Genomic DNA, 19,932 nt, shown 5'->3' with positions numbered 1-19,932 from the left:
CAAAATTTCATTGGCCCGCTGGAAACCGAATACCAGGCAAGGGCCGCCCGGATTCCGCAAACCATCGAATCGGATCTGGTGGCAACACGCCTGGAGGAGCCGACGCATGCATTGCCGCCAGCAGCGGCAATCGTGCGCGAATTGGACGTACGCAATAAAGTCATCCAGCGCAAAACCGCAGAACAGCAACGGCAAATCACCCTGTCTCACCAGTTTTACGGCAGCGACCCCACTGACAAGACCGTCTATCAATTCCTCTCCCGCGCGCAAGTAGTGGACAAGGTTCTGAGCCCCAACGGTCCCGGGATGAATGTGTGGAAGCAGTCTTATCGAGCGGCACTCGAAGCAAGGCTGCTTGCCCAGACACTCAGCGTTTTGCATCAACAACAAGCCAACATTCATAACTGGCTGGCCAGCGTGCAAGCCAATGATCGTACGCAAGCCGCAGCGGCGGAAGCTCAACGACTCGAAGCCGAACGTGCGCGAATCGCATCTGAGCAACAACGGCAAAAAGACATGGCCAATGTCCGGCGCCGAGAGCAGGAGCAATCCCGCATTCGGGAGCAGGCACGGCTAGCGGCATTGGCAGAAGCCCAACGTCTTGCTCTCGAGCAAGCGCGGAGTGCCGCCGAAACAAGTGCCCGACAAATGGCGGCGGAACAGGCCCGCCTGGACGCGCTGATCGACGCTCAGCGCCTGCTCGAAGAAGCCAGGGAACAAGCCGAACAACAGGAACGCGATCAGCAAAGCGCGGCATCCGAGGTTCACCATGTTTTCCCTGCTTCCGGCATGGCCGCCTCTGGTCCGGCATTTTCCCTGACCTCAACGGCCATCGTGCTCTCACCCGAAAGAATCGCCGCGATACAAACGGCGCTGCGCTCAGCGGTGCAGGTAGTAACAACGGCCAGCGCAGCGGTGATGGGCTCCGTGCTGGTCGGTTTCACTGCGTTGCTGATGCCGTCTCGGCTGGGCAATGGCGAACGCTTTGCCATGACGGTTCCGCTCGCCGAACTGGCCTCGGAAGACACCCAGACCCTGCGCGAAATTGCCGACCGCCAGGGCAGCGTCGATCTGCCCGTAGGGCTGGGATACAGATCCATCGGCGCAGGAGCGGAGGTGTTTGCCGTCAGCACCGACGATTTCGACCTGCGCTCAGATGTACCCGTGCTGCACGCAACCTACAACCAGTTGAACGACGTCTATGAGACCGCCCTGCCGGACTCGCCAACCGACTTCCTGACCTGGACGCCCGCGGTGTCACCGGGCAACAGTTCGACTGACCTGCCGATTGTCGGCACCGGAACACCTGCATATTCGGGTGCCCCGATTGTGCCCGTTGAAGGACGACTGGATCTGCATCCGGTGGTAGTCGAGGGCTGGGAAAACTTCATCATCGTCTTTCCGGATGATTCGGGAATTGCGCCGCTGTATGTGGTGTTTAGCAGTCCTTATGAGGGGGCTACCGATGAGGGAAAACACAGCGAGCGAGAATTCAACGCGGAAGCCATCGGCCTAGAAATTTCGAATCTGGAATGGACGCCTGCAGTTGTCTCAGAAGAAGGTATGGAAGTTTTAGAGTTACACACTTTAAAATTCCCAGAGTCTGATGCTAATAAAATGATGATTGATCGGCTGCATAGAATTCTTCGAGGAGAACTAGAAATCACTGATACCGACAAACGTTTCTATACTCATGAAATCAGGGAATTTGAAAGGTTCAAAGCTCATGGGTATGGCGACACAGAAATGCCGGACAAAGATTCTCCCGTATGGAACAATCTTCATACTGCTACGTTGGAGGACTACAAGCTTAAAGATGATCCAACTTTATTGTATACGCCGGAGGCCTTAGAGGCGGGAGATAAACAAGACGCGCTCGAGTATCAGAAACTTTTGAAGGATATGTGGCAATGAATACCATTGAGCAAATTGTAAAAAACGAACCTTTGGATGACATCGTCACCGTCTTCTCATTATTCAAACCGAACCCGCACCTGGACATGATGATCAGACGCTACAATCGAGACTTGATCAAAAAATATGGTGTTCTCGAAGACTCGTACACCCGGCTCATCGCCGCTGGGGTGCTAATAAACGGGGATAAAGGCTTAGCTCTTAAAGGTCCTAAATGGAAAGCCCCAAAATTCATGACTGAAAACAGATATATTTGATAGGTTGCTCGGCCACCAAGCCCAGCTTGGTGGCCGTACTATTTAAAGCGAATACTTCTGCAAATTCGCCATCATTTCCTTCAACGCCTCAATATTGTCCTTCGGATGCGCCGCGCCTTCGAAGTCGCAGATCTGCTGCCAGTGCGCCGCCACATCCTCCGGCGAGAACCCGACCCGTGGATCGAATCCGGCCCCAAGGCTGCGCTCCCAGCGAACCTTGCCCATCCAGCCGCCGCCGACTTCGAACAGGCCGGAAGTTTCCTGGCATTGTTCGCTGCCCAGGTACACCACCAGCGGGCTGACCAATTCCGGTTTGAGTTGTTCGAACACTTGTGGCGGGATCAGGCCCTCAGTCATACGGGTGCCGCCAGTCGGGGCGATGGCGTTGACCAGAATGTTGTTCTTGCGGCCTTCGATGGCCAATGTGCGGGTCAGGCCGTAGAGGCCGAGTTTGGCCATGCCGTAGTTGGACTGGCCGAAGTTGCCGTAGATACCGGAAGTCGAAGCGGTGAAGATTACGCGGCCATAGTTTTGCTCGCGAAGATGCGGCCATGCTGCACGGGTAACTTTATAGGCGCCTTCGACGTGGACGCGATAGACCAGATCCCAGTCGGCGTCGTCCATTTTGTGGAACGTCTTGTCACGCAAGATGCCGGCGTTGTTAACCACCACATCGACGCGACCGAACACATCGAGTGCATTCTGCACCAGCTTGTCACCGTCGGTGACGGAGTCATGGTTGGCTTCGGCAATGCCTCCGGCCTCGCGAATTTCCGCCACCACGCGGTCGGCGGCGGAAGCGTTGGCGCCTTCGCCCTGAGCCGAGCCGCCGAGGTCGTTGACCAGTACTTTGGCGCCCTGTTTGGCGAACAACAAAGCATGGGCCCGCCCCAGTCCGCCACCGGCGCCGGTAATGATCACGACTTTATCTTCGAAACGTACAGATTCACTCATCGGGGGAGACTCCAGCAGGCCAATGGGATATTGACCCCGAGTGTCAGGCACGGGGCTTTTGGTCACAATGAACACGGCTGAGGCTGAATGGTGTGCAATAAGGCAGAGGGATGATGACGAGCCAAGATCAAAAGATCGCAGCCTTCGGCAACTCCTACAGGAGATTTATGTAGGAGCTGCCGAAGGCTGCGATCTTTTGATCTTTCAGGAGCACGCCACTTTGCGCGGCGGCAAAACCAGTTGATCGCGAAACTCTAGATAGTGCTTGAGCACCTGCACCGGCGCTTCGATCTGCGGATAGTGGCCAATGCCCGGCAGCAGCACGGCGTCCGCATCAGCGATCAATTGGCGATACCGCTCGACCATGTGCCCACCGGAAATCGGATCGACTTCACCGTCGATCACCCGCAACGGCACTTCACCCCGCTGCATCGCCGCAACCCAACGGTCGCGCTGCACCCGGCGCTCGGGAATGTAGCCGATCAGTTTATGCATGATCCGTGGCCCGCGATGGGTCTCGATCAGGCCCCAGAAATCATCCATTTCGCTTTCAGTCGGCAGGGTCTGCGGGCCGAAGATCTGGTTGAAACTCTTCACCAGCGCATCGCGAGTGAATGCACGGCCGATCATCCAGCCCAACGGACTGAGCAATAATTTTTGCATCAGTAACGGTCGATGGGTTTCCGGGAATAGCCCGCCATTGAGGAACACACAACTGGCGACGTCGATCAAACCTTCGTAATGCCGGGCGAGCAGTTCCTGAGCAACACTGTCGCCATAATCGTGAGCCAGAATGTGCACTGATTGCTCAATTCGTAGATGTTCCAGCAACGCTTGCTGCAAATCAGCCTGTTCCAGCAAGCTGTAGCTGTGATTCAACGGTTTGGCCGAATCTCCGAAACCGAGCATGTCACAGGCGATCACCCGATACCGTTGGGCCAACGGCTGCCACAGGTAATGCCAATCCCAACTGGCCGTCGGGAAGCCGTGGATCAGCAGCAGCGGCTCACCCTGCCCCGTCGTCCAGTAACGGATCGACTGCCCACGAAAGACGAACGTCTGACTTCGTTTGCGCCAGACACACAGAGGAATCTCGGCAAGAGGCATTAGAGTTTATATCCGGGGTCTTGTTTATCGAGTTTGCGCAGCAGCGCCGGCCAGGCCAGCGCGCCACCCATGCCTTGAGCACTTTTGGTCACGCCGGCAATCATCGCTTTGGCGCCCGCGAGGATCTGCGGTTCGATGGCGATCAGTTCAGCGCCACCGGTCTGCGCCATCACCTGGATGTCGCAGGCGCGCTGGAAGGTAAACATCATCAGGAAAGTATCGGCAATGGTGCCGCCACAGGTCAGCAGTCCGTGGTTGTGCAGCATCAGGAAATTGTTCTCGCCGAGATCGGCTTGCAGGCGCGCCTTCTCTTCGTGATTCAGCGCCACACCTTCATAGGCGTGATAAGCCAGACTCGACAGCACGAACAGCGACTGCTGGCTGATCGGCAACACGCCCTGCTTTTGCGCCGACACCGCAACACCCGAAGCAGTGTGAGTGTGCAGCACACAAACCACATCATGCCGCACCTCGTGCACAGCGCTGTGGATGGTGTATCCGGCAGGGTTGATTTCGTAAGGGCTGTCCATGAGTTTGTTGCCTGCCTGATCGACTTTCACCAGGCTCGACGCGGTGATTTCATGGAACATCAAACCGAACGGATTGATCAGGAAATCTTCGGTGCCCGGCACCTTGGCGGAAATGTGGGTGAAGATCAGATCATCCCAGCCATGCAATGCGACCAGACGATAACAGGCGGCAAGATCGACACGGGTCTGCCACTCGGCGGCGCTGACCTGCGCTTTGACATCAAGAGACGATTGGACGGGGGCTACGCTCACTGTATGCACCTCTGCGTTCTTATTGTTTGGCACGTGTGAGCAGTCTAGTCAGGCGCAGGCGATCGCGTAGTTGCATTGCCAGCCAGCTTGATGACTGAGCGAGTCAGCCATGCAAATAGCCTGGCATCACGTCAAAGCAGCGACGCCAACAAAGGTGCAGCAAACAGGTTCAACAACCCGGTCAGAACCATCACCAACCCTGCCACTGAGCCCTCTTCGCCGCCGACTTCATGTGCCCGGCTGACCCCGGCACCGTGTGCGCCGACGCCGAACAAGGCACCCCGCGCCAGCGCACTGCGCAGCGGCAACCATTTCAACAGAACCCCGCCGAGCATCGCACCGAAGACCCCGGTGAACATCACGAACACCGCCGTCAGTTCCGGTACACCGCCCAGATCCTGCGCCAGCGGCATGGCGAATGGCGTGGTGATCGAGCGTGGCACCAGTGACATCGTCACCGAGGTGTCCAGCGCCAATGCCCGAGCCAGTCCGAACGAGGTAGCAATCGATGCCGCGCTGCCAGCGAGCATACCCAGCAGCAACGCTGACCAATGCCGCACCAGCAAGCGTCGTTGCTGCCAGATCGGCACCGCGAAGGCGACGGTGACCGGGCCCAGCACCAGCATCAGCCAATGGGTGTTGCTCGAATATTCGGCATACGCGGTATGCAGCGGCACTGCGAGCGCCAGCAACAGAACCGGCACCAGAATCAGCGGCGACAACAGGTAACGCCCGGTGCGCCGATACAACCAGCGACTGAACAGGTACGCCAACAAGGTGAAGGCGAGCCAGAACATCGGCATCCATTCAAGCTTCATGGGAACGCCTCATACGCACGGCCAATTCCACGGTGAAGGCTGTCACCAGCATCACCATCAAGGTACTCGCGGCGATCACCAGCAAAATCCGCCAGCCGTCATTGCGCAGCAGCGCGCCGTAATCAAGCAGGCTCATCAGCGCCGGAATAAAGAACAGCAGCATCTCGGCCATCAACAATCCCGCGCCCAATTGCAGCGCTGCCGGCTTGACCCAGCCGAAGGCGAAAGCCAGCAACAACAAACCCATGCCGATCACCCCACCGGGAATCGGCCACGCCAGCCACACCGCAAGTTGGCAGCCGAGCAAATAAAGGCCGAGCAGCACGGCCAGTTCGACCAATAGACGGGATAGATGCTTGAGGATTGTGGTGTTCATGGTTTTGCTCCTGACAGGTGGTTATTTTACGAAGCGGCCTGCCATCCCTGAAGCGAATTGTTAGACTCAAGGCTATTCCAAACTGGAATCATGAAGATGGAATTCAAACAGCTGCGCAGTTTTGTCGAAGTCATGCATCAGGGCGGTTTCACTCAAGCCGCGAAAACCTTGCACATCAGCCAATCGGCGGTGAGCAAGCAAGTCGCGCAACTCGAACAGAGCCTCGGCACGCCGCTGCTCGAACGCCTGGGTTCACAGTTGCGCCTGACCGCCGCCGGCAGCGTGGTGCTGCAGCGAGCCGAAGGCATGCTGCGTCTGCGCAATGAATTGCTCATCGAACTCGACGATCTGAGCCATCTGGCACGCGGCGAATTGCGCCTTGGTTTGCCCTTGCTGGGCAGCGATGCGCTGTTTGCCGGATTGTTTGCCGAGTACCGACGGCGTTATCCGAACATCAGCATTCAATTGCTCGAAGGCGGCAGCCGTAACATCGAGCAAGCGGTGCTCAGCGGCGAGCTGGAAATCGGCGGCAGTCTTCTGCCCAAGGATGAGCAGTTCGATTTTCAGCCATTCTGCGATGAGCGGCTGGATGCACTGCTGCCGATGGATCATCCGTTGGCGGCACGCGGTGAGATTGGTCTGGAGGAATTGGCCGAGACGCCATTTCTGCTGTATCAGCGCAGCTTCGTGCTCAACGACCGCTTGCTTCAGGCGTGCCAGCAAATGGGCTTCACGCCGAAGGAAGGCGGGCGTAGCGGTCAGGCGGATTTCCTCGCGGCACTGGTCGCCGCCGGCCAAGGCGTGGTGCTGCTGCCCAGCGTGGTGGCGCGGGCACTGGAGCGACCGGGCGTGGTGCGCCTGACCTTGAAGGCGCCAGAGTATCTGCGCTGGGACATCGCCTTCATCTGGCGTCGGGGCGCCTATCTGTCGAAAGCCGCCCAGGCCTGGCTGGCGCTGCTGCGCGAGCGTGCCTTCAACCCTTGAGCGTAGCGATCAGCTCAGCCAGCCAAGGCTCGGCGTCGGTTTCCGGGGTTACGCTTTCGCTGGCATCGATACGCAGCATGTCCTGCACTTCGCGCACGCCCAGTTCAGCGAACAATTCACGCATCTGTTCACCGCCACCGCAGAAGGTGTCGCCGTAACTGGCGTCACCCAAGGCAATCACCGCGCCCGGCAAACCACGCCAAGCCATCGGCAATTGATCGCGAATCATCGAATACAGCGGTTGCAGGTTGTCCGGCAACTCGCCCATGCCGGTGGTCGAGGTCACGGCGAGAAATGCTTCGGGGCCGAAGGACTGAATGTCCGCCAGACTCGCGCGGGAGTTGTAGAAGGTTTCAAAGCCAGCGGCTTTCAACAGGTTCTGGGCGTGGCGAGCGACTTCTTCGGCGGTGCCGTAAACCGAACCGGAGAGGATGGCGACTTTCATCAATCTGATCCTGAAACTGAAAAAAAGAGCGGCGATAGTAACAGCCAAACCGGCAAAGCTGCGATTGGATCTCAACTGGCGATAATGGCCAGTAGACAGCGCCCACCGTTCTTCTAGAATGCCAGCCTCCGACAACTCTGAATGGATTCAAAGATGATCAATGCGAGCCTGCTGCAAATGGTGATCAACGCGTCGAACGACGGCATCGTGGTCGCGGAAAAGGAAGGGGAACAGGACAATATCCTGATTTACGTAAACCCGGCCTTCGAACGCCTGACCGGTTACACCAGCGAGGAAATCCTTTATCAGGACTGCCGCTTTCTGCAGGCCGGAGACCGCGACCAGGAAAATCTGGCGCTGATCCGCAATGTCCTGAAAGACGGCGGATCGTGCCGCGAAATCCTGCGCAACTATCGCAAGGACGGCACGCCGTTCTGGAATGAACTGTCGCTTTCGACGGTAAAAAATGCCGATGACGGACAGACTTATTTCGTCGGTGTGCAGAAGGATGTGACCGTTCAGGTCAAGGCCCAGCTGCGTGTGGCGCAACTCGAGGCCGAGGTAGCAGCCTTGCACGCTGAGCTGGCAGCCCTGAAAGCGACGAACGGTGAAAACAAAGCAGCGAACTAATTGTCATTAACTACAATCACCAATGACTTTGTAACTATTTCTTACGAGTTAACCATGCAGCGCGACGCCCTTCTCACTCAGGATGAGCTGGATTTCATCCAGACCATGCAGCACAACCCGCAACTCAATGTGCGGGATGCGACGTCGAGCCTGCTGGTAAATGGTGGTTCACAGATCCGCGACTTGCTGACACGCCTGGCCGCTCACGAGCAAGTGACGATCCAGGCGAACTTCGAAAATCAGCAAATGACCTTCCCGCTGCATCTGGTCGAAGACGAGTTTCACGCGTTGCATCTGCGTCTTGGCGTACCGAGCATTTACGAAGACGGGCCGATGGTTCGCCCATGGCGTCTGGCGCTTGAAGTGCCGGTGGCACTGGAAAACGCCAAGGGCCAGCCAGGCATGATGTGGGTGCACGAGGTGTCGCACAAAGGCGTGCTGCTGGAAATGCGCAACAAGACCAAACCACCCCGACACTTTGCCCTGTGGTTCAGCCCTTCAGGTTATGAGCGGATTTCATTGCGCGGCAACTTCGAACGAGAAACCGAACAAGGCTTTTACGCCTACGAACTCAGCCAGACCGATAGTGACGAAACCGAACGCCTGCGCCAGTTCATCCTGCAACAACATCGCCTGACCCACCCCGCCCTGCACACCTGAGATTCAGGTATCGAGCTTACCCGCGAGAATCTGCGTCATCCGTTGGCGCATGGTGGCGCCTTCATTGCCCAGGCAGCCGATCGAAGTCTCGCCAAGGCTGTCCTGCGCCAGATCGGCCGCATCGCCCGCCAGCAACAACTGACAATCGAGACTCAACGCCAGACGATTCAAGCGGCGCGGCAGTTCCGGGGCTGGAGCATGATTGGAAAACAGCACCAGCGCCTGAGGCTTGATCTTTTCGCAGACCAGCATCAATTCGTCGAACGGCTGGCCGGTGGTCAGTACCCGAACGCCTGTTTCGCCACCGCTGAGAAACAGCGCGGCCACCAGCAATTCAAGCTCCCGGCATTGCCCGGCCAGAGCGCTGACGATGATTCTGCGCGGCTGAGAACCGCGCAACACGATAATCCGATGCAACACCTTCGCCCGCAGAAAGCCGTCGAAAAACAGCCACTCGCTGGTTTGCCCGAACGCATCCTGGCGCTGCAGCAGTTGGCGCCACAGCGGCAGCAGAATGTCTTGAAACACCACCGGCAATGAGTAAGAAGAAAAAATCTGTCCGTAGACCCGGTCCAGTTCGACATCATCAAAGGCACTCACCGCACTTTGCACTTGATGCTGCCATTGCCGGTAATCGGCCTGCACCAAATCATCGGAAATGATATGCGCCAGCGCTTTCAAGGGTTCGGTCTTGGCGAGGATTTTGCCGATCTTGCTCACGGCGACACCGCGATCGATCCATTCGACAATATTACGAACACGCTCGATATCGGTCATCGAATACAACCGATGCCCACTTTCGGTGCGTGTTGGTTGAATCAGACCGTAACGCCGTTCCCAGGCGCGCAGGGTTACCGGATTGACTCCAGTCATCCGCGAGACTTCGCGGATAGGGAATAAATCTTCGCGCTCAAGCGCAACAGATGCCTGCGAGGCAGGCCGCATATCCGTTATGACAGGCATTGTGCGTTGAACGTCCGTGTTGGTGAATTGGATCCCATTCTACTCTGGATGCCCTAATAGCGTTCAAGTGAAGATATGCGACGAAAGTAGCTGGTTTGTTCACGAAAATCAGGAATAATCCTTGCTTGTTAAAAAACGCAGGGCCTCTACCCCGGCCCTTCGTCTGGCGAATTTCCTACCCGGAATGACGCGCACGTAATACGGAGATACATAATGTCTACTTCCCCCGTCACGCTGATGGTCGCCCGTCGCGTCGCTGATGGCCGCTACCAGGATCTGATTGCCTGGCTACGCGAAGGCGAACAACTGGCCACCGACTTTCCCGGTTATCTCGGCTCCGGTGTGCTTGCGCCACCGCCGGGCGATAACGAATTCCAGATTATTTTCCGCTTCGCCGATGAGCAGACCCTGCACGCCTGGGAACACTCGGCCTCACGCACTGCATGGCTGGACCGCGGCAGCGATCTGTTTGCGCATCCGAAAGAACATCGGGTCAGCGGTATTGAAGGCTGGTTCGGTGCCGTCGGTCAACGTCCGCCGCGCTGGAAACAGGCTGTGGCGATCTGGCTGGCATTTTTTCCGGTGTCACTTCTATTCAATTTCGTACTGGGGCCGTTGCTCGGTGAAATGAGCCTGCTGCCACGGGTGTTCATCAGCACGCTGTGCCTGACGCCGCTGATGGTTTACTTCTTCATTCCACTGTCGACGCGCTTGCTCGCCAACTGGCTGAACAACACGCCTGTGCGCCGTTTGCCTGCCAAACCCGTCTCGCAAAACCAGTAACCCCTTCTGTGGGAGCGAGCTTGCTCGCTACCACAAGGGCAGGTAAACCTCGGGATAGGTGTACGCCTGCCGTCGCTGTTATAGTTTTTGCTCCAACCGCGACGCGAGCCGTTCATGACCTCTTCCGCAGCCCCGATCCTCATCACCGGTGCCGGCCAGCGTGTCGGCCTGCATTGTGCGCAGCGTCTGCTCGAAGACGGTCACCGGGTCATCTTCACCTACCGCAGCGAACGCCCCGGCGTGCAAACCCTGCGCGATCTCGGTGCTATCGGCCTATTCGCCGACTTCTCCAGCGAGGCATCCATTCTCGCCTTCACCGCCGAACTGAAAACCCACACCGACAGCCTGCGCGCCATCGTGCATAACGCCTCCGAATGGCTGGCCGAAACGGCGGGTAACGAAGCCGAAGCGTTCAGCCGCATGTTCAACGTACACATGCTCGCGCCCTATCTGATCAACCTGCATTGCGCCGACTTGCTGCACCGCTCAAGCCCCGCCGACATCGTCCACATCTGCGACGACGTGACCCGCAAGGGCAGCAGCAAGCACATCGGCTATTGCGCCACCAAGGCCGGGCTCGACAGCCTGACGCTGTCCTTCGCCGCCCGCTATGCGCCGGCGATCAAGGTCAACACGATTGCCCCGGCCCTGTTATTGTTCAATCCCGACGACGACGCGGCGTACCGTGCCAAGGCGCTGGCCAAATCCGCGCTGGGCATCGAGCCCGGCAGCGAAGTGATCTACCAAAGCCTGCGCTATCTGCTCGACAACTCTTATGTCACCGGCACGACCCTGACCGTCAACGGCGGACGGCACGTCAAATAAAGCCGCCCCTGCGAGGATGTTCCATGACCCGCTCACTGCCCGAGAATTACCGCGAGATCCTGATCGGCCTCGGTGAAGACCCCGACCGAGAAGGATTGCTCGACACCCCGGTACGCGCGGCCAAGGCCATGCAATACCTGTGTCACGGCTACGAGCAGAGTGTCGACGAGATCGTCAACGGTGCGCTGTTCGCGTCTGACAGCGATGAGATGATCATCGTCGCCGACATCGAGTTGTACTCGCTGTGCGAACATCACCTGCTGCCCTTCATCGGCAAGGCCCATGTGGCTTATATTCCGACAGGCAAGGTGCTGGGGTTATCGAAGATTGCGCGACTGGTGGACATGTTCGCCCGACGTCTGCAGATTCAGGAAAACCTCACCCGGCAAATCGCCGACGCGGTGCAGCAAGTCACCGATGCCGCCGGCGTTGCCGTGGTCATCGAGGCCAGACACATGTGCATGATGATGCGCGGTGTCGAGAAACAGAATTCGTCGATGATCACTTCGGTGATGCTGGGTGAGTTCCGCGAAAACGCGGCGACCCGCAGCGAGTTTCTCAGCCTGATCAAGTAATTTGCGACAGAAAAAAACCGGCGTTGATCGCCGGTTTTTTTTCGTCCATGAAAAATCGGGTAAGCTGCGCGCCTTTCTCAATTCGCACCGTGAGGCTTTCAACGTGTTCGTAAAAGCGCTTCGTGTCGGCCTTGGCCAACTGATCATCCTCATCGACTTCATCACCCGCCCGGGCAAGAAGCAGCGCCCTGCCGCCGCTCAGGCTCAGGTGGATTCTGCTGCAAAGGATCTGACCCTGTATCAGTTCCACGCTTGCCCGTTCTGCGTGAAAACCCGCCGCACCTTGCGTCGCTTGAATGTGCCGGTGGCGCTGAAGGATGCGAAGAACAACGAGCAGGATCGCCAGACGCTGCTGGAACAGGGCGGCCGGGTCAAAGTGCCGTGCTTGCGTATTGAAGAGAATGGGCAGACGACCTGGATGTATGAGTCCAAGGTGATTATTGATTATCTGGATAAGCGGTTTGCTGCGGTCTGAAATCTTTGGTGGGGCTAATGGCCCCTATCGCTAGCAGGGCTAGCTCCCACAGTGATCTGCAGTATTCAGAATACTTGTGGGAGCTAGCCTGCTAGCGATGAGGCCCGCCCAGTCGCCATAAAATCCAGACAAAAATAAACCGGCCCTTGAGCCGGTTTATTTTTTTCAGGCCGCTTTATCCAGCTGCGCCTCTCGAACCACCGCCGCCAATCGCTTGAGCCCTTCGTCCAGCCGCGCCGGATCGATGTGGCTGAAATTCAGGCGCAGATGCCCGAGATTGTTTTCCGGCTCTGGAAAGAACGGCTCGCCGGGCATGAACGCCACGTCATTGGCCAGCGCCGCATCGAGCAACGTGCGAGTGTCGAGCGGTTGCTTCAGCGTCAGCCAGAAAAACAGCCCGCCCTGCGGCACGTTCCAGTCCGCCAGACCAGCAAAATGCTTTTCCAGCGCCAGTTGAAACGCATCTCGCCGCTCACGGTAAAAGCCGCGTAACTCAGTTAAATGCCGCTGATATTTCTCGCTGCCGATCCATTGCAGGGCCTGCCACTGGCCGATGCGATTGGTGTGCAGGTCGGCGGATTGCTTGAGCTTGAGCAAATGCGGAAACAGATCCGGGCTGGCGATCAGGTAGCCGACACGCAAACCGGGCAGCAAGGTTTTTGACACGGTGCCGGTGTAGATCCAGCTGGATTTTTTCAGGCGCCCGGCGATCGGTTGCGCGCTGCCGCCATCGAAGGTCAGCTCGCGGTAGGGCTCATCTTCAATCAGTGTCACGCCGAATTCGTCGAGCAACGCAGCGACGGCGGCGCGTTTGGCTTCGCTATAGCGCACGGCGGATGGATTCTGGAACGTCGGGATCAGGTAGATAAATGCCGGGCGATGTTGCTCAAGACGACTGCGCAATTGCGCGAGGTTAGGGCCGTCGGCTTCTTGCTGTACGGTCAGGCACTCGGCGCCGAACAGCTGGAAAATTTGCAGCGCTGCCAGATAAGTCGGCGCTTCCAGGAGAATTTGGGTGCCTTTGTCGATGTACAACTTGGCTGCCAGATCCAGTGTCTGCTGGGAACCGCTGACCACCAACACCTGACTGGCCTCACACGCCAGGCCCAGCGCCCTCGCCTCAGCCGCCAGCACTTCACGCAACGCCGCCTCGCCTTCACTCGTGCCGTATTGCCCGATGGACAGCGGCATATCGGTCCATTCGACTTTTGGCAGCATGGCTTCGGCAGGCAAGCCGCCAGCGAACGACATCACTTCCGGACGCTGGGCAGCGGCGAGGATTTCACGGATCAAAGAACTTTTAAGGCGCGAGACACGTTCGGAAAAAGCCATGGAAGTCACCGGTAGCGAGGCATGTGAAAAATGAGTCAAACTTGTTGACTGAAATTACGACAACTCGAGTGGAAGCGTCAACATGATTGACCTTAAAAATCCCGCCAGCCAACAACAGGCGATGGAAGCGTTCTTTTTCGGCTATCAGGCATTCACCGCCAAGGCGGATGAAATGCTCGAGCGACGCGGGCTGTCGCGGGTGCATCAACGCATCGTGTTTTTTATCGCCCGCTATCCGAATTTGAGTGTGAAGGAGTTACTGGCCTTACTCGGTGTGAGTAAGCAGGCGCTGAACATGCCGCTGCGGCAGTTGCAGGAAATGCATCTGGTGGACAGCGTTGCGTCCGAGACGGATAAACGTAAGCGGCTGCTGGAATTGACGGCGGAAGGTGCGAAGTTCGAGCAGGCGTTGCGGCGTGAGCAGGTGAAATTGCTGGAGCGGGTGTTTGCCGAGGCTGGGGAGGCGGCGGTGAATGGGTGGTTGGCGGTGAATATGGCGTTGGGGAACAGTCAGGCAGCTATTGATTGACAGTTGTGGCCCCATCGCCAGCAGGCTGGCTCCCACAGTGGTTTTGCGGTGTTCACAAAACCTGCTGGCGATGGCCCGGATTGGCGATATATCCCTATCAACGGAACTTTCGTAAACAAAACCAAAAACAATATTTGCTTTATTTGTACACAAAAGCATAATCCACTGCGTGCGAGTTCCTGACCGCATGGTCAACAAATTCGTGTCTGCCTCAAAGGACTGCTGCCACCCCTCATGGGTCCAGTCCTGGAAATAACAATAAAACTCTTGAGGAGTACTCGCTGTGGAAAGCCGCAAATCCGAAGCATCGACGCTGGAACTCTCGCCGCCATTACGCAGTGGCCTGCTGGAGCGCATCTTTAAACTCAGCTTGCATGGCACCACGGTGAAGACCGAGCTGATTGCCGGTCTGACAACCTTCATCACCATGGCCTACATCATCTTCGTCAACCCGAACATCATGGCCGATGCCGGGATTGACCACGGTGCGGCGTTCGTCGCCACTTGTATCGCCGCCGCACTGGGCTGCCTGTTGATGGGCCTGTACGCCAACTGGCCGGTGGGTCTGGCACCGGGCATGGGCCTCAACGCTTTCTTCACCTACACCGTGGTCGGCACCATGGGCTACAACTGGGAAACCGCGCTGGGTGCGGTGTTTGTCTCCGGTGTGTTGTTCATGATCCTGACGTTCTCGCGGATTCGTGAATGGCTGCTGAACAGTATTCCAGTCAGCCTGCGCTTTGCGATGGGAGCCGGTGTCGGGTTGTTCCTCGGGCTGATCGGCCTGAAAACCGCCGGCATCGTTGTCGACAGCCCGGCGACCCTGATCAAACTCGGTTCCCTGCGCGAACCTGGCCCGCTGCTCGCCGCCATCTGCTTCCTGATGATCGCGATCCTCAGCTACCACAAGGTGTTCGGCGCGATCCTCATCAGCATCATCACCGTGACCCTCGCCGGTTGGGGTCTGGGGCTGGTGCATTACGAAGGGATCATGTCGGCCCCGCCGAGCCTGTCCCCGACCTTCATGGCGATGAACGTTGCCGGCGTGTTCAACGTCAGCATGATCAGCGTGGTGCTGGCCTTCCTCTTTGTGCACATGTTCGACACCGCCGGTACGTTGATGGGTGTTGCTCAGCGCGCCAATCTGGTCGGCGCTGACGGCCGCATCGAAAACCTCTCCCGCGCAATGAAAGCCGACAGTGCTTCCAGCGTATTCGGTGCAGTGCTCGGTGTCCCACCGGTCACCAGCTATGTAGAAAGTGCTGCCGGCGTGGCCGCTGGTGGTCGGACTGGTCTTACCGCAGTCACCGTTGGTGTGCTATTTATAGCAGCGATGTTTTTCGCTCCGCTGGCCGGCATGATTCCCGCCTACGCCACCGCTGGTGCACTGATTTATGTAGCGATGCTGATGATGGGCGGCATGGCCCACATCGAGTGGGACGAAGCGACGGACAGCATTCCGGCAATCGTCACCGCGATCATGATGCCGCTGACCTTCTCGGTCGCCGACGGCATCGCACTGGGCTTCATCACCTACGTGGCGCTGAAGGCCGGCACCGGCAAGTACAAAGAAATTTCCGTGAGCCTGTGGGTGCTCTGCGCGATCTTCATCGCCAAGTTCATCTTCTTGTAAACGCGAAAGCGGTACGCGATTGAAAACAGCCTCACCCTCGCGGGTGGGGCTTTTGCACATTCTTGATATCAATAAAAAAAGGAGGAAAGTGATGAGTCTGGAAACCTGGCTGCTGTTCAGCGGCGCTGCGCTGGTGGTGATCCTCATTCCGGGGCCACTGTCTTTGCTGATGATCAGCAACAGTCTGAATTACGGTCTGCGCCGTTCTTACCCGGCATTTCTTGGCGGCGTGTTTGCCTCGATCTGCCTGCTCAGTGCTTCGGCGCTGGGGCTTGGCGCACTGCTGCTGGCGTCGGAACAACTGTTCAGCGCGCTGAAGATCGTTGGTGCGTTGTATCTGTTCTACCTCGCCTGGCAGAGCTGGCAGCAATCGCGTCAGCCAGCGGTTGGCGCAGAAGTGCCACAAGCAGCCCCAGTACCACGCTTTCGTGCACTGTTCGGCCGCGCGTTTGTACTGGGCGCCAGCAACCCGAAAGACATTCTGTTCTTCGCCGCGTTTCTGCCGCAGTTCCTCAGCGCCGAACAGCCGTTCCTGCCGCAGTTGCTGATCATGATCGCCACCTGGACCGTGCTCGACCTGTGCTGCAAGCTGGCTTACGGGCTCGGTGCACACGGTGCTGCGCGCTATCTGCGTAGTGGCAAGGGGCAGAGCTGGTTCAACCGGATCAGTGCAGGGTTGTTCAGCGGTGCCGGGGCTGCTTCGCTGCTGAGCCGCTAAGAGCAAAAAGCATCGCTAGCAGGCTAGCTCCCACAGTAGGAATGCATTCTCCTGTGGGAGTGAGCCTGCTCGCGATGGCTTCAGACCAGACACCACTTTCCAGCAGACGAAAAAAAGCCCGCAGTGTGAGCGGGCGAAAGACCAAAGAAGCTATATGCGCAGTCGCTTCCCGGTGGGGGCAGCCGCTTGGGGGTCAGCTGCCCCGGTACGTGGAATAGCTGTACGGCGAAATCAGCAGGGGCACATGGTAGTGATCCTGTTCTGCAGAGATGCCGAAACGCAGCACCACTACATCGAGGAACGCCGGCTCCGGCAGTTGTACGCCACGGGCGCGGTAGTAATCGCCCGCATGGAACTGAACCTGATAAACCCCGGAACGGTAGTCATCGCCTTGCAGCAGCGGTGCATCGACCCGGCCATCGCTGTTGGTAATCGCACTGGCGACCAATTCCAGTTGCGAACCTTCAACGCGGTACAGCTCGACCTTGATCGAACTGCCCGGGCAACCGTGTGCAGCGTCCAAAACGTGTGTAGTCAAACGTCCCATTGATTCTGCGCGCCTGCCTGCGTGGAAGCAGTCAGACTTCGCGCCTCCCGAAGTCAGTTAAAAAGGAGACCGCACCGTTTCGGAGCACGAAAAGCTGCGGCGAGCGACTGATTAAGACACTTTTCAAAAAAATTGTACACAATAAAAACGACATTTTTCGCATTACCCCCGTCATCCGGGGATTTCCCTCTGAATCACCGTCAAACCATATAAGCATTGAACCCTTTAACCATTAGCTGACTGGTCAGGCAGGTTTCTTGCAGGCTACGTCCTTAACAGTAAAAGATGACAGTCGGTGAAAAATGCGAAAATTCAGGCTTACAAAATCAGATTAAAGTTGTATACAATCAGCCCATCGCTGTGACGCCAGCCCGTCACACCCATCTGACCTTGAACAAGTCGTCACGAATAAGAAGGAAGACTGCAGTGAGCGCTGACTACCCACGCGACCTGATCGGTTACGGCAGTAACCCTCCTCACCCACACTGGCCGGGCAATGCCCGCGTTGCCCTGTCCTTCGTACTCAATTACGAAGAAGGCGGCGAGCGCAACATCCTGCACGGTGACAAAGAATCGGAAGCGTTCCTCTCGGAAATGGTTGCCGCTCAGCCGCTACAAGGCGCGCGCAACATGAGCATGGAATCGCTTTACGAGTATGGCAGCCGTGCCGGCGTGTGGCGGATTCTGAAACTGTTCAAGGAATTTGATATTCCGCTGACCATCTTCGCCGTGGCCATGGCCGCGCAGCGCCATCCGGATGTGATCCGCGCAATGGTCGAAGCCGGTCACGAGATCTGCAGCCACGGTTACCGCTGGATCGACTATCAGTACATGGATGAAGCGCAGGAACGCGAGCACATGCTCGAAGCGATCCGCATCCTCACCGAACTCACCGGCGAACGTCCGCTGGGCTGGTACACCGGTCGCACCGGCCCGCACACCCGTAAGCTGGTGATGGAAGAAGGCGGTTTCCTCTACGACTGCGACACCTACGACGACGACCTGCCCTACTGGGAACCGAACAACCCGACCGGCAAGCCGCACCTGGTGATCCCGTACACACTGGACACCAATGACATGCGCTTCACTCAAGTGCAGGGTTTCAACAAGGGTGACGATTTCTTCGAATACCTCAAAGACGCATTCGACGTGCTCTACGCCGAAGGTGCCGAAGCGCCGAAAATGCTTTCGATCGGTCTGCACTGCCGCCTGATCGGCCGCCCGGGTCGCATCGCTTCACTCAAGCGCTTCATCGAATACGCCAAAAGTCATGAACAGGTGTGGTTCAGCCGTCGCGTCGATATCGCACGCCACTGGCACGAAACCCACCCGTACCAAGGGGCCGCCAAATGAGCACCTTTCAAACCCTGAAACCGTCGACCCTGAGCCGTGACGCCTTCGTCAAAGCTTTCGCCGACATCTACGAACATTCGCCATGGGTAGCCGAAAAGGCCTTCGACCTGGGCCAGGACGCATCGATCGACGAGATCGAAACCCTGCACCAGCGCATGAGCGACATCCTGTTGAGCGCCGATCATGCAAGCCAGCTTGCCCTGATCAACGCTCACCCGGACCTGGCCGGCAAAGCTGCCGTCCAGGGCCAGTTGACCGAAGCCAGCACCAATGAACAGGCTGGCGCCGGTATTCACCAATGCACGGCCGAAGAGTTCCAGCGCTTCACCGAGCTGAACGACGCCTACAAAGCCAAGTTCAAGTTTCCCTTCATCATGGCGGTAAAAGGCAGCAACCGGCATCAGATCCTCGCGGCGTTCGAAACGCGCATTAATAATTCGGTAGAAACCGAGTTCAAGTGCGCGCTGGCGGAGATCAACAAGATTGCCCTGTTCCGTTTACTGACTCTTTAGCAAGCCTGGCCCGAGTGCATCAAACGCGGAGAGCACCCAGGGCCTCGCAAGCATCCCAAGCCACTTATTTAAAGGCAGACAAGAAGAATGAAAGCTTACGCCGTACCTTTCGAGAAGTTCGTCAACCTGGCCGATGCCCGTCTGGGCACCAAGATCATTTCGGTCACCGATGACTGGTTCGCAGACGCCAATCGTCTGTTCCAACCGACCCCGGCCGTATGGAAGGAGGGCGTGTTCGATGACAACGGCAAGTGGATGGACGGCTGGGAATCGCGTCGCAAGCGCTTCGAAGGTTATGACAGCGCGGTAATCCGCCTGGGCGTTCCGGGTTCGATCAAAGGCGTGGACATCGACACTTCATTCTTCACCGGCAACTTCCCGCCTTCGGCCTCTCTGGAAGCGTGCTTCCTGGCCTCGGGCGAGCCGGACGAAAACACCGAGTGGACTGAAGTGCTGTCGGCCGTCGAGCTGCAGGGCAACAGCCACCACTACCACGAAATCAGCAACGACAAGGCTTTCAGCCACCTGCGCTTCAACATCTACCCGGACGGCGGTGTTGCCCGTCTGCGCGTGTACGGCGTACCGCACCGCGACTGGTCGGCTGTTGGCGACAACGAGCAAGTCGATCTGGCAGCAGCCCTGAATGGTGGCCGCGCCCTCGCCTGCTCCGACGAACACTTCGGCCGCATGAGCAACATCCTCAACCCGGGCCGTGGCATCAACATGGGCGACGGCTGGGTTGAGGATGTTGCTCATGCGG

General features: G+C 57.7%; 24 protein-coding genes. 15 read left to right on the top strand and 9 right to left on the bottom strand.

Going from position 1 to position 19,932, the window contains the following annotated elements; all coding sequences use genetic code 11:
- Together ACIOZM_RS28610 and ACIOZM_RS28605 are read left to right on the top strand one after the other, a co-directional pair.
- Positions 1 to 1,914 (top strand): S-type pyocin domain-containing protein (locus tag ACIOZM_RS28610; protein WP_401220253.1); only part of this gene is annotated, 1,914 nt, incomplete at its 5' end.
- A complete protein-coding gene (locus tag ACIOZM_RS28605; RefSeq protein WP_401220251.1) occupies positions 1,911 to 2,171 on the top strand; it encodes a hypothetical protein in 261 nt (86 codons plus the stop codon). The genes ACIOZM_RS28610 and ACIOZM_RS28605, both read left to right, overlap by 4 nt.
- A gap of 42 nt (positions 2,172 to 2,213) precedes the next feature.
- Here the strand turns inward: ACIOZM_RS28605 and ACIOZM_RS28600 are convergent, their stop codons facing one another.
- The 5 genes from ACIOZM_RS28600 to ACIOZM_RS28580 all read right to left on the bottom strand — a co-directional run bounded on the left by ACIOZM_RS28600 (position 2,214) and on the right by ACIOZM_RS28580 (position 6,208).
- Complete coding sequence (locus ACIOZM_RS28600) at positions 2,214 to 3,125, bottom strand: SDR family oxidoreductase (RefSeq protein WP_401220248.1); 912 nt, start codon at positions 3,123 to 3,125, stop codon at positions 2,214 to 2,216.
- 204 nt (positions 3,126 to 3,329) lie between these two features.
- Positions 3,330 to 4,232, bottom strand: coding sequence for an alpha/beta fold hydrolase (locus ACIOZM_RS28595; protein ID WP_401220245.1), 903 nt, complete (start codon positions 4,230 to 4,232; stop codon positions 3,330 to 3,332).
- A complete protein-coding gene (locus ACIOZM_RS28590; RefSeq protein WP_401220243.1) occupies positions 4,232 to 5,014 on the bottom strand; it encodes a class II aldolase/adducin family protein in 783 nt (260 codons plus the stop codon). The genes ACIOZM_RS28595 and ACIOZM_RS28590 overlap by 1 nt, the downstream gene beginning before the upstream one ends.
- A gap of 131 nt (positions 5,015 to 5,145) precedes the next feature.
- Positions 5,146 to 5,832 carry an LrgB family protein gene (locus ACIOZM_RS28585; RefSeq protein ID WP_401220240.1) on the bottom strand — a complete coding sequence of 229 codons (687 nt, stop codon included), beginning with the start codon at positions 5,830 to 5,832 and terminating at the stop codon, positions 5,146 to 5,148.
- Complete coding sequence (locus tag ACIOZM_RS28580) at positions 5,822 to 6,208, bottom strand: CidA/LrgA family protein (RefSeq protein ID WP_401220238.1); 387 nt, start codon at positions 6,206 to 6,208, stop codon at positions 5,822 to 5,824. Before ACIOZM_RS28580 ends, ACIOZM_RS28585 begins: the two co-directional genes overlap by 11 nt.
- A gap of 96 nt (positions 6,209 to 6,304) precedes the next feature.
- On the opposite strand from ACIOZM_RS28580, the gene ACIOZM_RS28575 reads away from it, so the two are divergent.
- Positions 6,305 to 7,192, top strand: a complete 888-nt coding sequence (locus tag ACIOZM_RS28575) for a LysR family transcriptional regulator (RefSeq protein WP_401220235.1) — start codon at positions 6,305 to 6,307, stop codon at positions 7,190 to 7,192.
- Here the strand turns inward: ACIOZM_RS28575 and ACIOZM_RS28570 are convergent.
- Positions 7,182 to 7,637, bottom strand: a complete 456-nt coding sequence (locus ACIOZM_RS28570; protein WP_401220232.1) for a flavodoxin — start codon at positions 7,635 to 7,637, stop codon at positions 7,182 to 7,184. The genes ACIOZM_RS28575 and ACIOZM_RS28570 overlap by 11 nt on opposite strands.
- Before the next feature lie 153 nt (positions 7,638 to 7,790).
- On the opposite strand from ACIOZM_RS28570, the gene ACIOZM_RS28565 reads away from it, so the two are divergent.
- Entirely contained in the window at positions 7,791 to 8,267 is a 477-nt protein-coding gene (locus ACIOZM_RS28565; protein WP_401220230.1) for a PAS domain-containing protein, read from the top strand.
- A gap of 54 nt (positions 8,268 to 8,321) precedes the next feature.
- The gene (locus ACIOZM_RS28560) at positions 8,322 to 8,927 is read left to right on the top strand and encodes a hypothetical protein (RefSeq protein WP_401220227.1); all 606 of its coding nucleotides are present in this window, start codon (positions 8,322 to 8,324) and stop codon (positions 8,925 to 8,927) included.
- 3 nt (positions 8,928 to 8,930) lie between these two features.
- On the opposite strand, the gene ACIOZM_RS28555 is transcribed toward ACIOZM_RS28560, so the two are convergent.
- Positions 8,931 to 9,890 carry a MerR family transcriptional regulator gene (locus ACIOZM_RS28555; protein ID WP_401220225.1) on the bottom strand — a complete coding sequence of 320 codons (960 nt, stop codon included), beginning with the start codon at positions 9,888 to 9,890 and terminating at the stop codon, positions 8,931 to 8,933.
- A 213-nt stretch (positions 9,891 to 10,103) separates the two neighbouring features.
- Here ACIOZM_RS28555 and ACIOZM_RS28550 point away from each other — a divergent pair, with 213 nt between their 5' ends.
- The 4 genes from ACIOZM_RS28550 (at position 10,104) to ACIOZM_RS28535 (ending at position 12,548) form a co-directional block, all read left to right on the top strand.
- Positions 10,104 to 10,673, top strand: coding sequence for an antibiotic biosynthesis monooxygenase (locus ACIOZM_RS28550; RefSeq protein WP_401220223.1), 570 nt, complete (start codon positions 10,104 to 10,106; stop codon positions 10,671 to 10,673).
- 114 nt (positions 10,674 to 10,787) lie between these two features.
- The gene (gene folM / locus ACIOZM_RS28545; RefSeq protein WP_401220222.1) at positions 10,788 to 11,498 is read left to right on the top strand and encodes a dihydromonapterin reductase; all 711 of its coding nucleotides are present in this window, start codon (positions 10,788 to 10,790) and stop codon (positions 11,496 to 11,498) included.
- A gap of 23 nt (positions 11,499 to 11,521) precedes the next feature.
- Complete coding sequence (gene folE, locus ACIOZM_RS28540) at positions 11,522 to 12,073, top strand: GTP cyclohydrolase I FolE (protein ID WP_401220219.1); 552 nt, start codon at positions 11,522 to 11,524, stop codon at positions 12,071 to 12,073.
- Between the two features lie 103 nt (positions 12,074 to 12,176).
- Positions 12,177 to 12,548: a glutathione S-transferase N-terminal domain-containing protein gene (locus ACIOZM_RS28535; protein ID WP_401220217.1), complete on the top strand. Its 372-nt coding sequence runs from the start codon at positions 12,177 to 12,179 to the stop codon at positions 12,546 to 12,548.
- Positions 12,549 to 12,713: 165 nt separating this feature from the next.
- Here ACIOZM_RS28535 and ACIOZM_RS28530 read toward each other — a convergent pair whose 3' ends face one another.
- Positions 12,714 to 13,880 (bottom strand): PLP-dependent aminotransferase family protein, encoded by a 1,167-nt coding sequence (locus tag ACIOZM_RS28530; RefSeq protein WP_401220215.1) that lies wholly within the window; start codon positions 13,878 to 13,880, stop codon positions 12,714 to 12,716.
- Positions 13,881 to 13,962: 82 nt separating this feature from the next.
- Here ACIOZM_RS28530 and ACIOZM_RS28525 point away from each other — a divergent pair, with 82 nt between their 5' ends.
- The 3 genes from ACIOZM_RS28525 to ACIOZM_RS28515 all read left to right on the top strand — a co-directional run bounded on the left by ACIOZM_RS28525 (position 13,963) and on the right by ACIOZM_RS28515 (position 16,760).
- On the top strand, positions 13,963 to 14,409 hold the full coding sequence (locus ACIOZM_RS28525; protein ID WP_401220213.1) for a MarR family winged helix-turn-helix transcriptional regulator: 447 nt from the start codon (positions 13,963 to 13,965) through the stop codon (positions 14,407 to 14,409).
- Between the two features lie 283 nt (positions 14,410 to 14,692).
- A complete protein-coding gene (locus ACIOZM_RS28520) occupies positions 14,693 to 16,042 on the top strand; it encodes an NCS2 family permease (RefSeq protein ID WP_401220211.1) in 1,350 nt (449 codons plus the stop codon).
- A gap of 91 nt (positions 16,043 to 16,133) precedes the next feature.
- Positions 16,134 to 16,760 carry a LysE family translocator gene (locus ACIOZM_RS28515; RefSeq protein ID WP_401220209.1) on the top strand — a complete coding sequence of 209 codons (627 nt, stop codon included), beginning with the start codon at positions 16,134 to 16,136 and terminating at the stop codon, positions 16,758 to 16,760.
- Between the two features lie 193 nt (positions 16,761 to 16,953).
- Here the strand turns inward: ACIOZM_RS28515 and uraH are convergent, their stop codons facing one another.
- Positions 16,954 to 17,307, bottom strand: a complete 354-nt coding sequence (uraH, locus tag ACIOZM_RS28510; RefSeq protein ID WP_010456673.1) for a hydroxyisourate hydrolase — start codon at positions 17,305 to 17,307, stop codon at positions 16,954 to 16,956.
- Between the two features lie 426 nt (positions 17,308 to 17,733).
- Between uraH and puuE the strand changes: the two genes are divergently transcribed.
- From puuE to alc, 3 genes are all read left to right on the top strand, one after another.
- Positions 17,734 to 18,660, top strand: coding sequence for an allantoinase PuuE (puuE, locus tag ACIOZM_RS28505; protein ID WP_401220205.1), 927 nt, complete (start codon positions 17,734 to 17,736; stop codon positions 18,658 to 18,660).
- Positions 18,657 to 19,172 (top strand): 2-oxo-4-hydroxy-4-carboxy-5-ureidoimidazoline decarboxylase, encoded by a 516-nt coding sequence (gene uraD, locus ACIOZM_RS28500; RefSeq protein ID WP_401220203.1) that lies wholly within the window; start codon positions 18,657 to 18,659, stop codon positions 19,170 to 19,172. The genes puuE and uraD overlap by 4 nt, the downstream gene beginning before the upstream one ends.
- 87 nt (positions 19,173 to 19,259) lie before the next feature.
- Positions 19,260 to 19,932 (top strand): allantoicase (alc, locus tag ACIOZM_RS28495; protein WP_401220200.1); only part of this gene is annotated, 673 nt, incomplete at its 3' end.

The sequence above is a fragment of the Pseudomonas sp. NPDC087346 genome (assembly GCF_044744235.1).
Lineage (GTDB): Bacteria > Pseudomonadota > Gammaproteobacteria > Pseudomonadales > Pseudomonadaceae > Aquipseudomonas.
The sequence above is the reverse complement of the archived record's forward strand: the minus strand, read 5'-3'. Positions and strand labels throughout refer to the sequence as shown.

What these genes read in the sequence shown, in the direction of transcription:
- ACIOZM_RS28605 (WP_401220251.1), top strand. Translation starts at nt 1,911, where the DNA reads ATGAATACCATTGAGCAAATTGTAAAAAACGAACCTTTGGATGACATC.
- ACIOZM_RS28600 (WP_401220248.1), bottom strand. Translation starts at nt 3,125, where the DNA reads ATGAGTGAATCTGTACGTTTCGAAGATAAAGTCGTGATCATTACCGGC.
- ACIOZM_RS28595 (WP_401220245.1), bottom strand. Translation starts at nt 4,232, where the DNA reads ATGCCTCTTGCCGAGATTCCTCTGTGTGTCTGGCGCAAACGAAGTCAG.
- ACIOZM_RS28585 (WP_401220240.1), bottom strand. Translation starts at nt 5,832, where the DNA reads ATGAAGCTTGAATGGATGCCGATGTTCTGGCTCGCCTTCACCTTGTTG.
- ACIOZM_RS28580 (WP_401220238.1), bottom strand. Translation starts at nt 6,208, where the DNA reads ATGAACACCACAATCCTCAAGCATCTATCCCGTCTATTGGTCGAACTG.
- ACIOZM_RS28575 (WP_401220235.1), top strand. Translation starts at nt 6,305, where the DNA reads ATGGAATTCAAACAGCTGCGCAGTTTTGTCGAAGTCATGCATCAGGGC.
- ACIOZM_RS28570 (WP_401220232.1), bottom strand. Translation starts at nt 7,637, where the DNA reads ATGAAAGTCGCCATCCTCTCCGGTTCGGTTTACGGCACCGCCGAAGAA.
- ACIOZM_RS28565 (WP_401220230.1), top strand. Translation starts at nt 7,791, where the DNA reads ATGATCAATGCGAGCCTGCTGCAAATGGTGATCAACGCGTCGAACGAC.
- ACIOZM_RS28560 (WP_401220227.1), top strand. Translation starts at nt 8,322, where the DNA reads ATGCAGCGCGACGCCCTTCTCACTCAGGATGAGCTGGATTTCATCCAG.
- ACIOZM_RS28555 (WP_401220225.1), bottom strand. Translation starts at nt 9,890, where the DNA reads ATGCCTGTCATAACGGATATGCGGCCTGCCTCGCAGGCATCTGTTGCG.
- ACIOZM_RS28550 (WP_401220223.1), top strand. Translation starts at nt 10,104, where the DNA reads ATGTCTACTTCCCCCGTCACGCTGATGGTCGCCCGTCGCGTCGCTGAT.
- folM (WP_401220222.1), top strand. Translation starts at nt 10,788, where the DNA reads ATGACCTCTTCCGCAGCCCCGATCCTCATCACCGGTGCCGGCCAGCGT.
- folE (WP_401220219.1), top strand. Translation starts at nt 11,522, where the DNA reads ATGACCCGCTCACTGCCCGAGAATTACCGCGAGATCCTGATCGGCCTC.
- ACIOZM_RS28530 (WP_401220215.1), bottom strand. Translation starts at nt 13,880, where the DNA reads ATGGCTTTTTCCGAACGTGTCTCGCGCCTTAAAAGTTCTTTGATCCGT.
- ACIOZM_RS28525 (WP_401220213.1), top strand. Translation starts at nt 13,963, where the DNA reads ATGATTGACCTTAAAAATCCCGCCAGCCAACAACAGGCGATGGAAGCG.
- ACIOZM_RS28515 (WP_401220209.1), top strand. Translation starts at nt 16,134, where the DNA reads ATGAGTCTGGAAACCTGGCTGCTGTTCAGCGGCGCTGCGCTGGTGGTG.
- uraH (WP_010456673.1), bottom strand. Translation starts at nt 17,307, where the DNA reads ATGGGACGTTTGACTACACACGTTTTGGACGCTGCACACGGTTGCCCG.
- uraD (WP_401220203.1), top strand. Translation starts at nt 18,657, where the DNA reads ATGAGCACCTTTCAAACCCTGAAACCGTCGACCCTGAGCCGTGACGCC.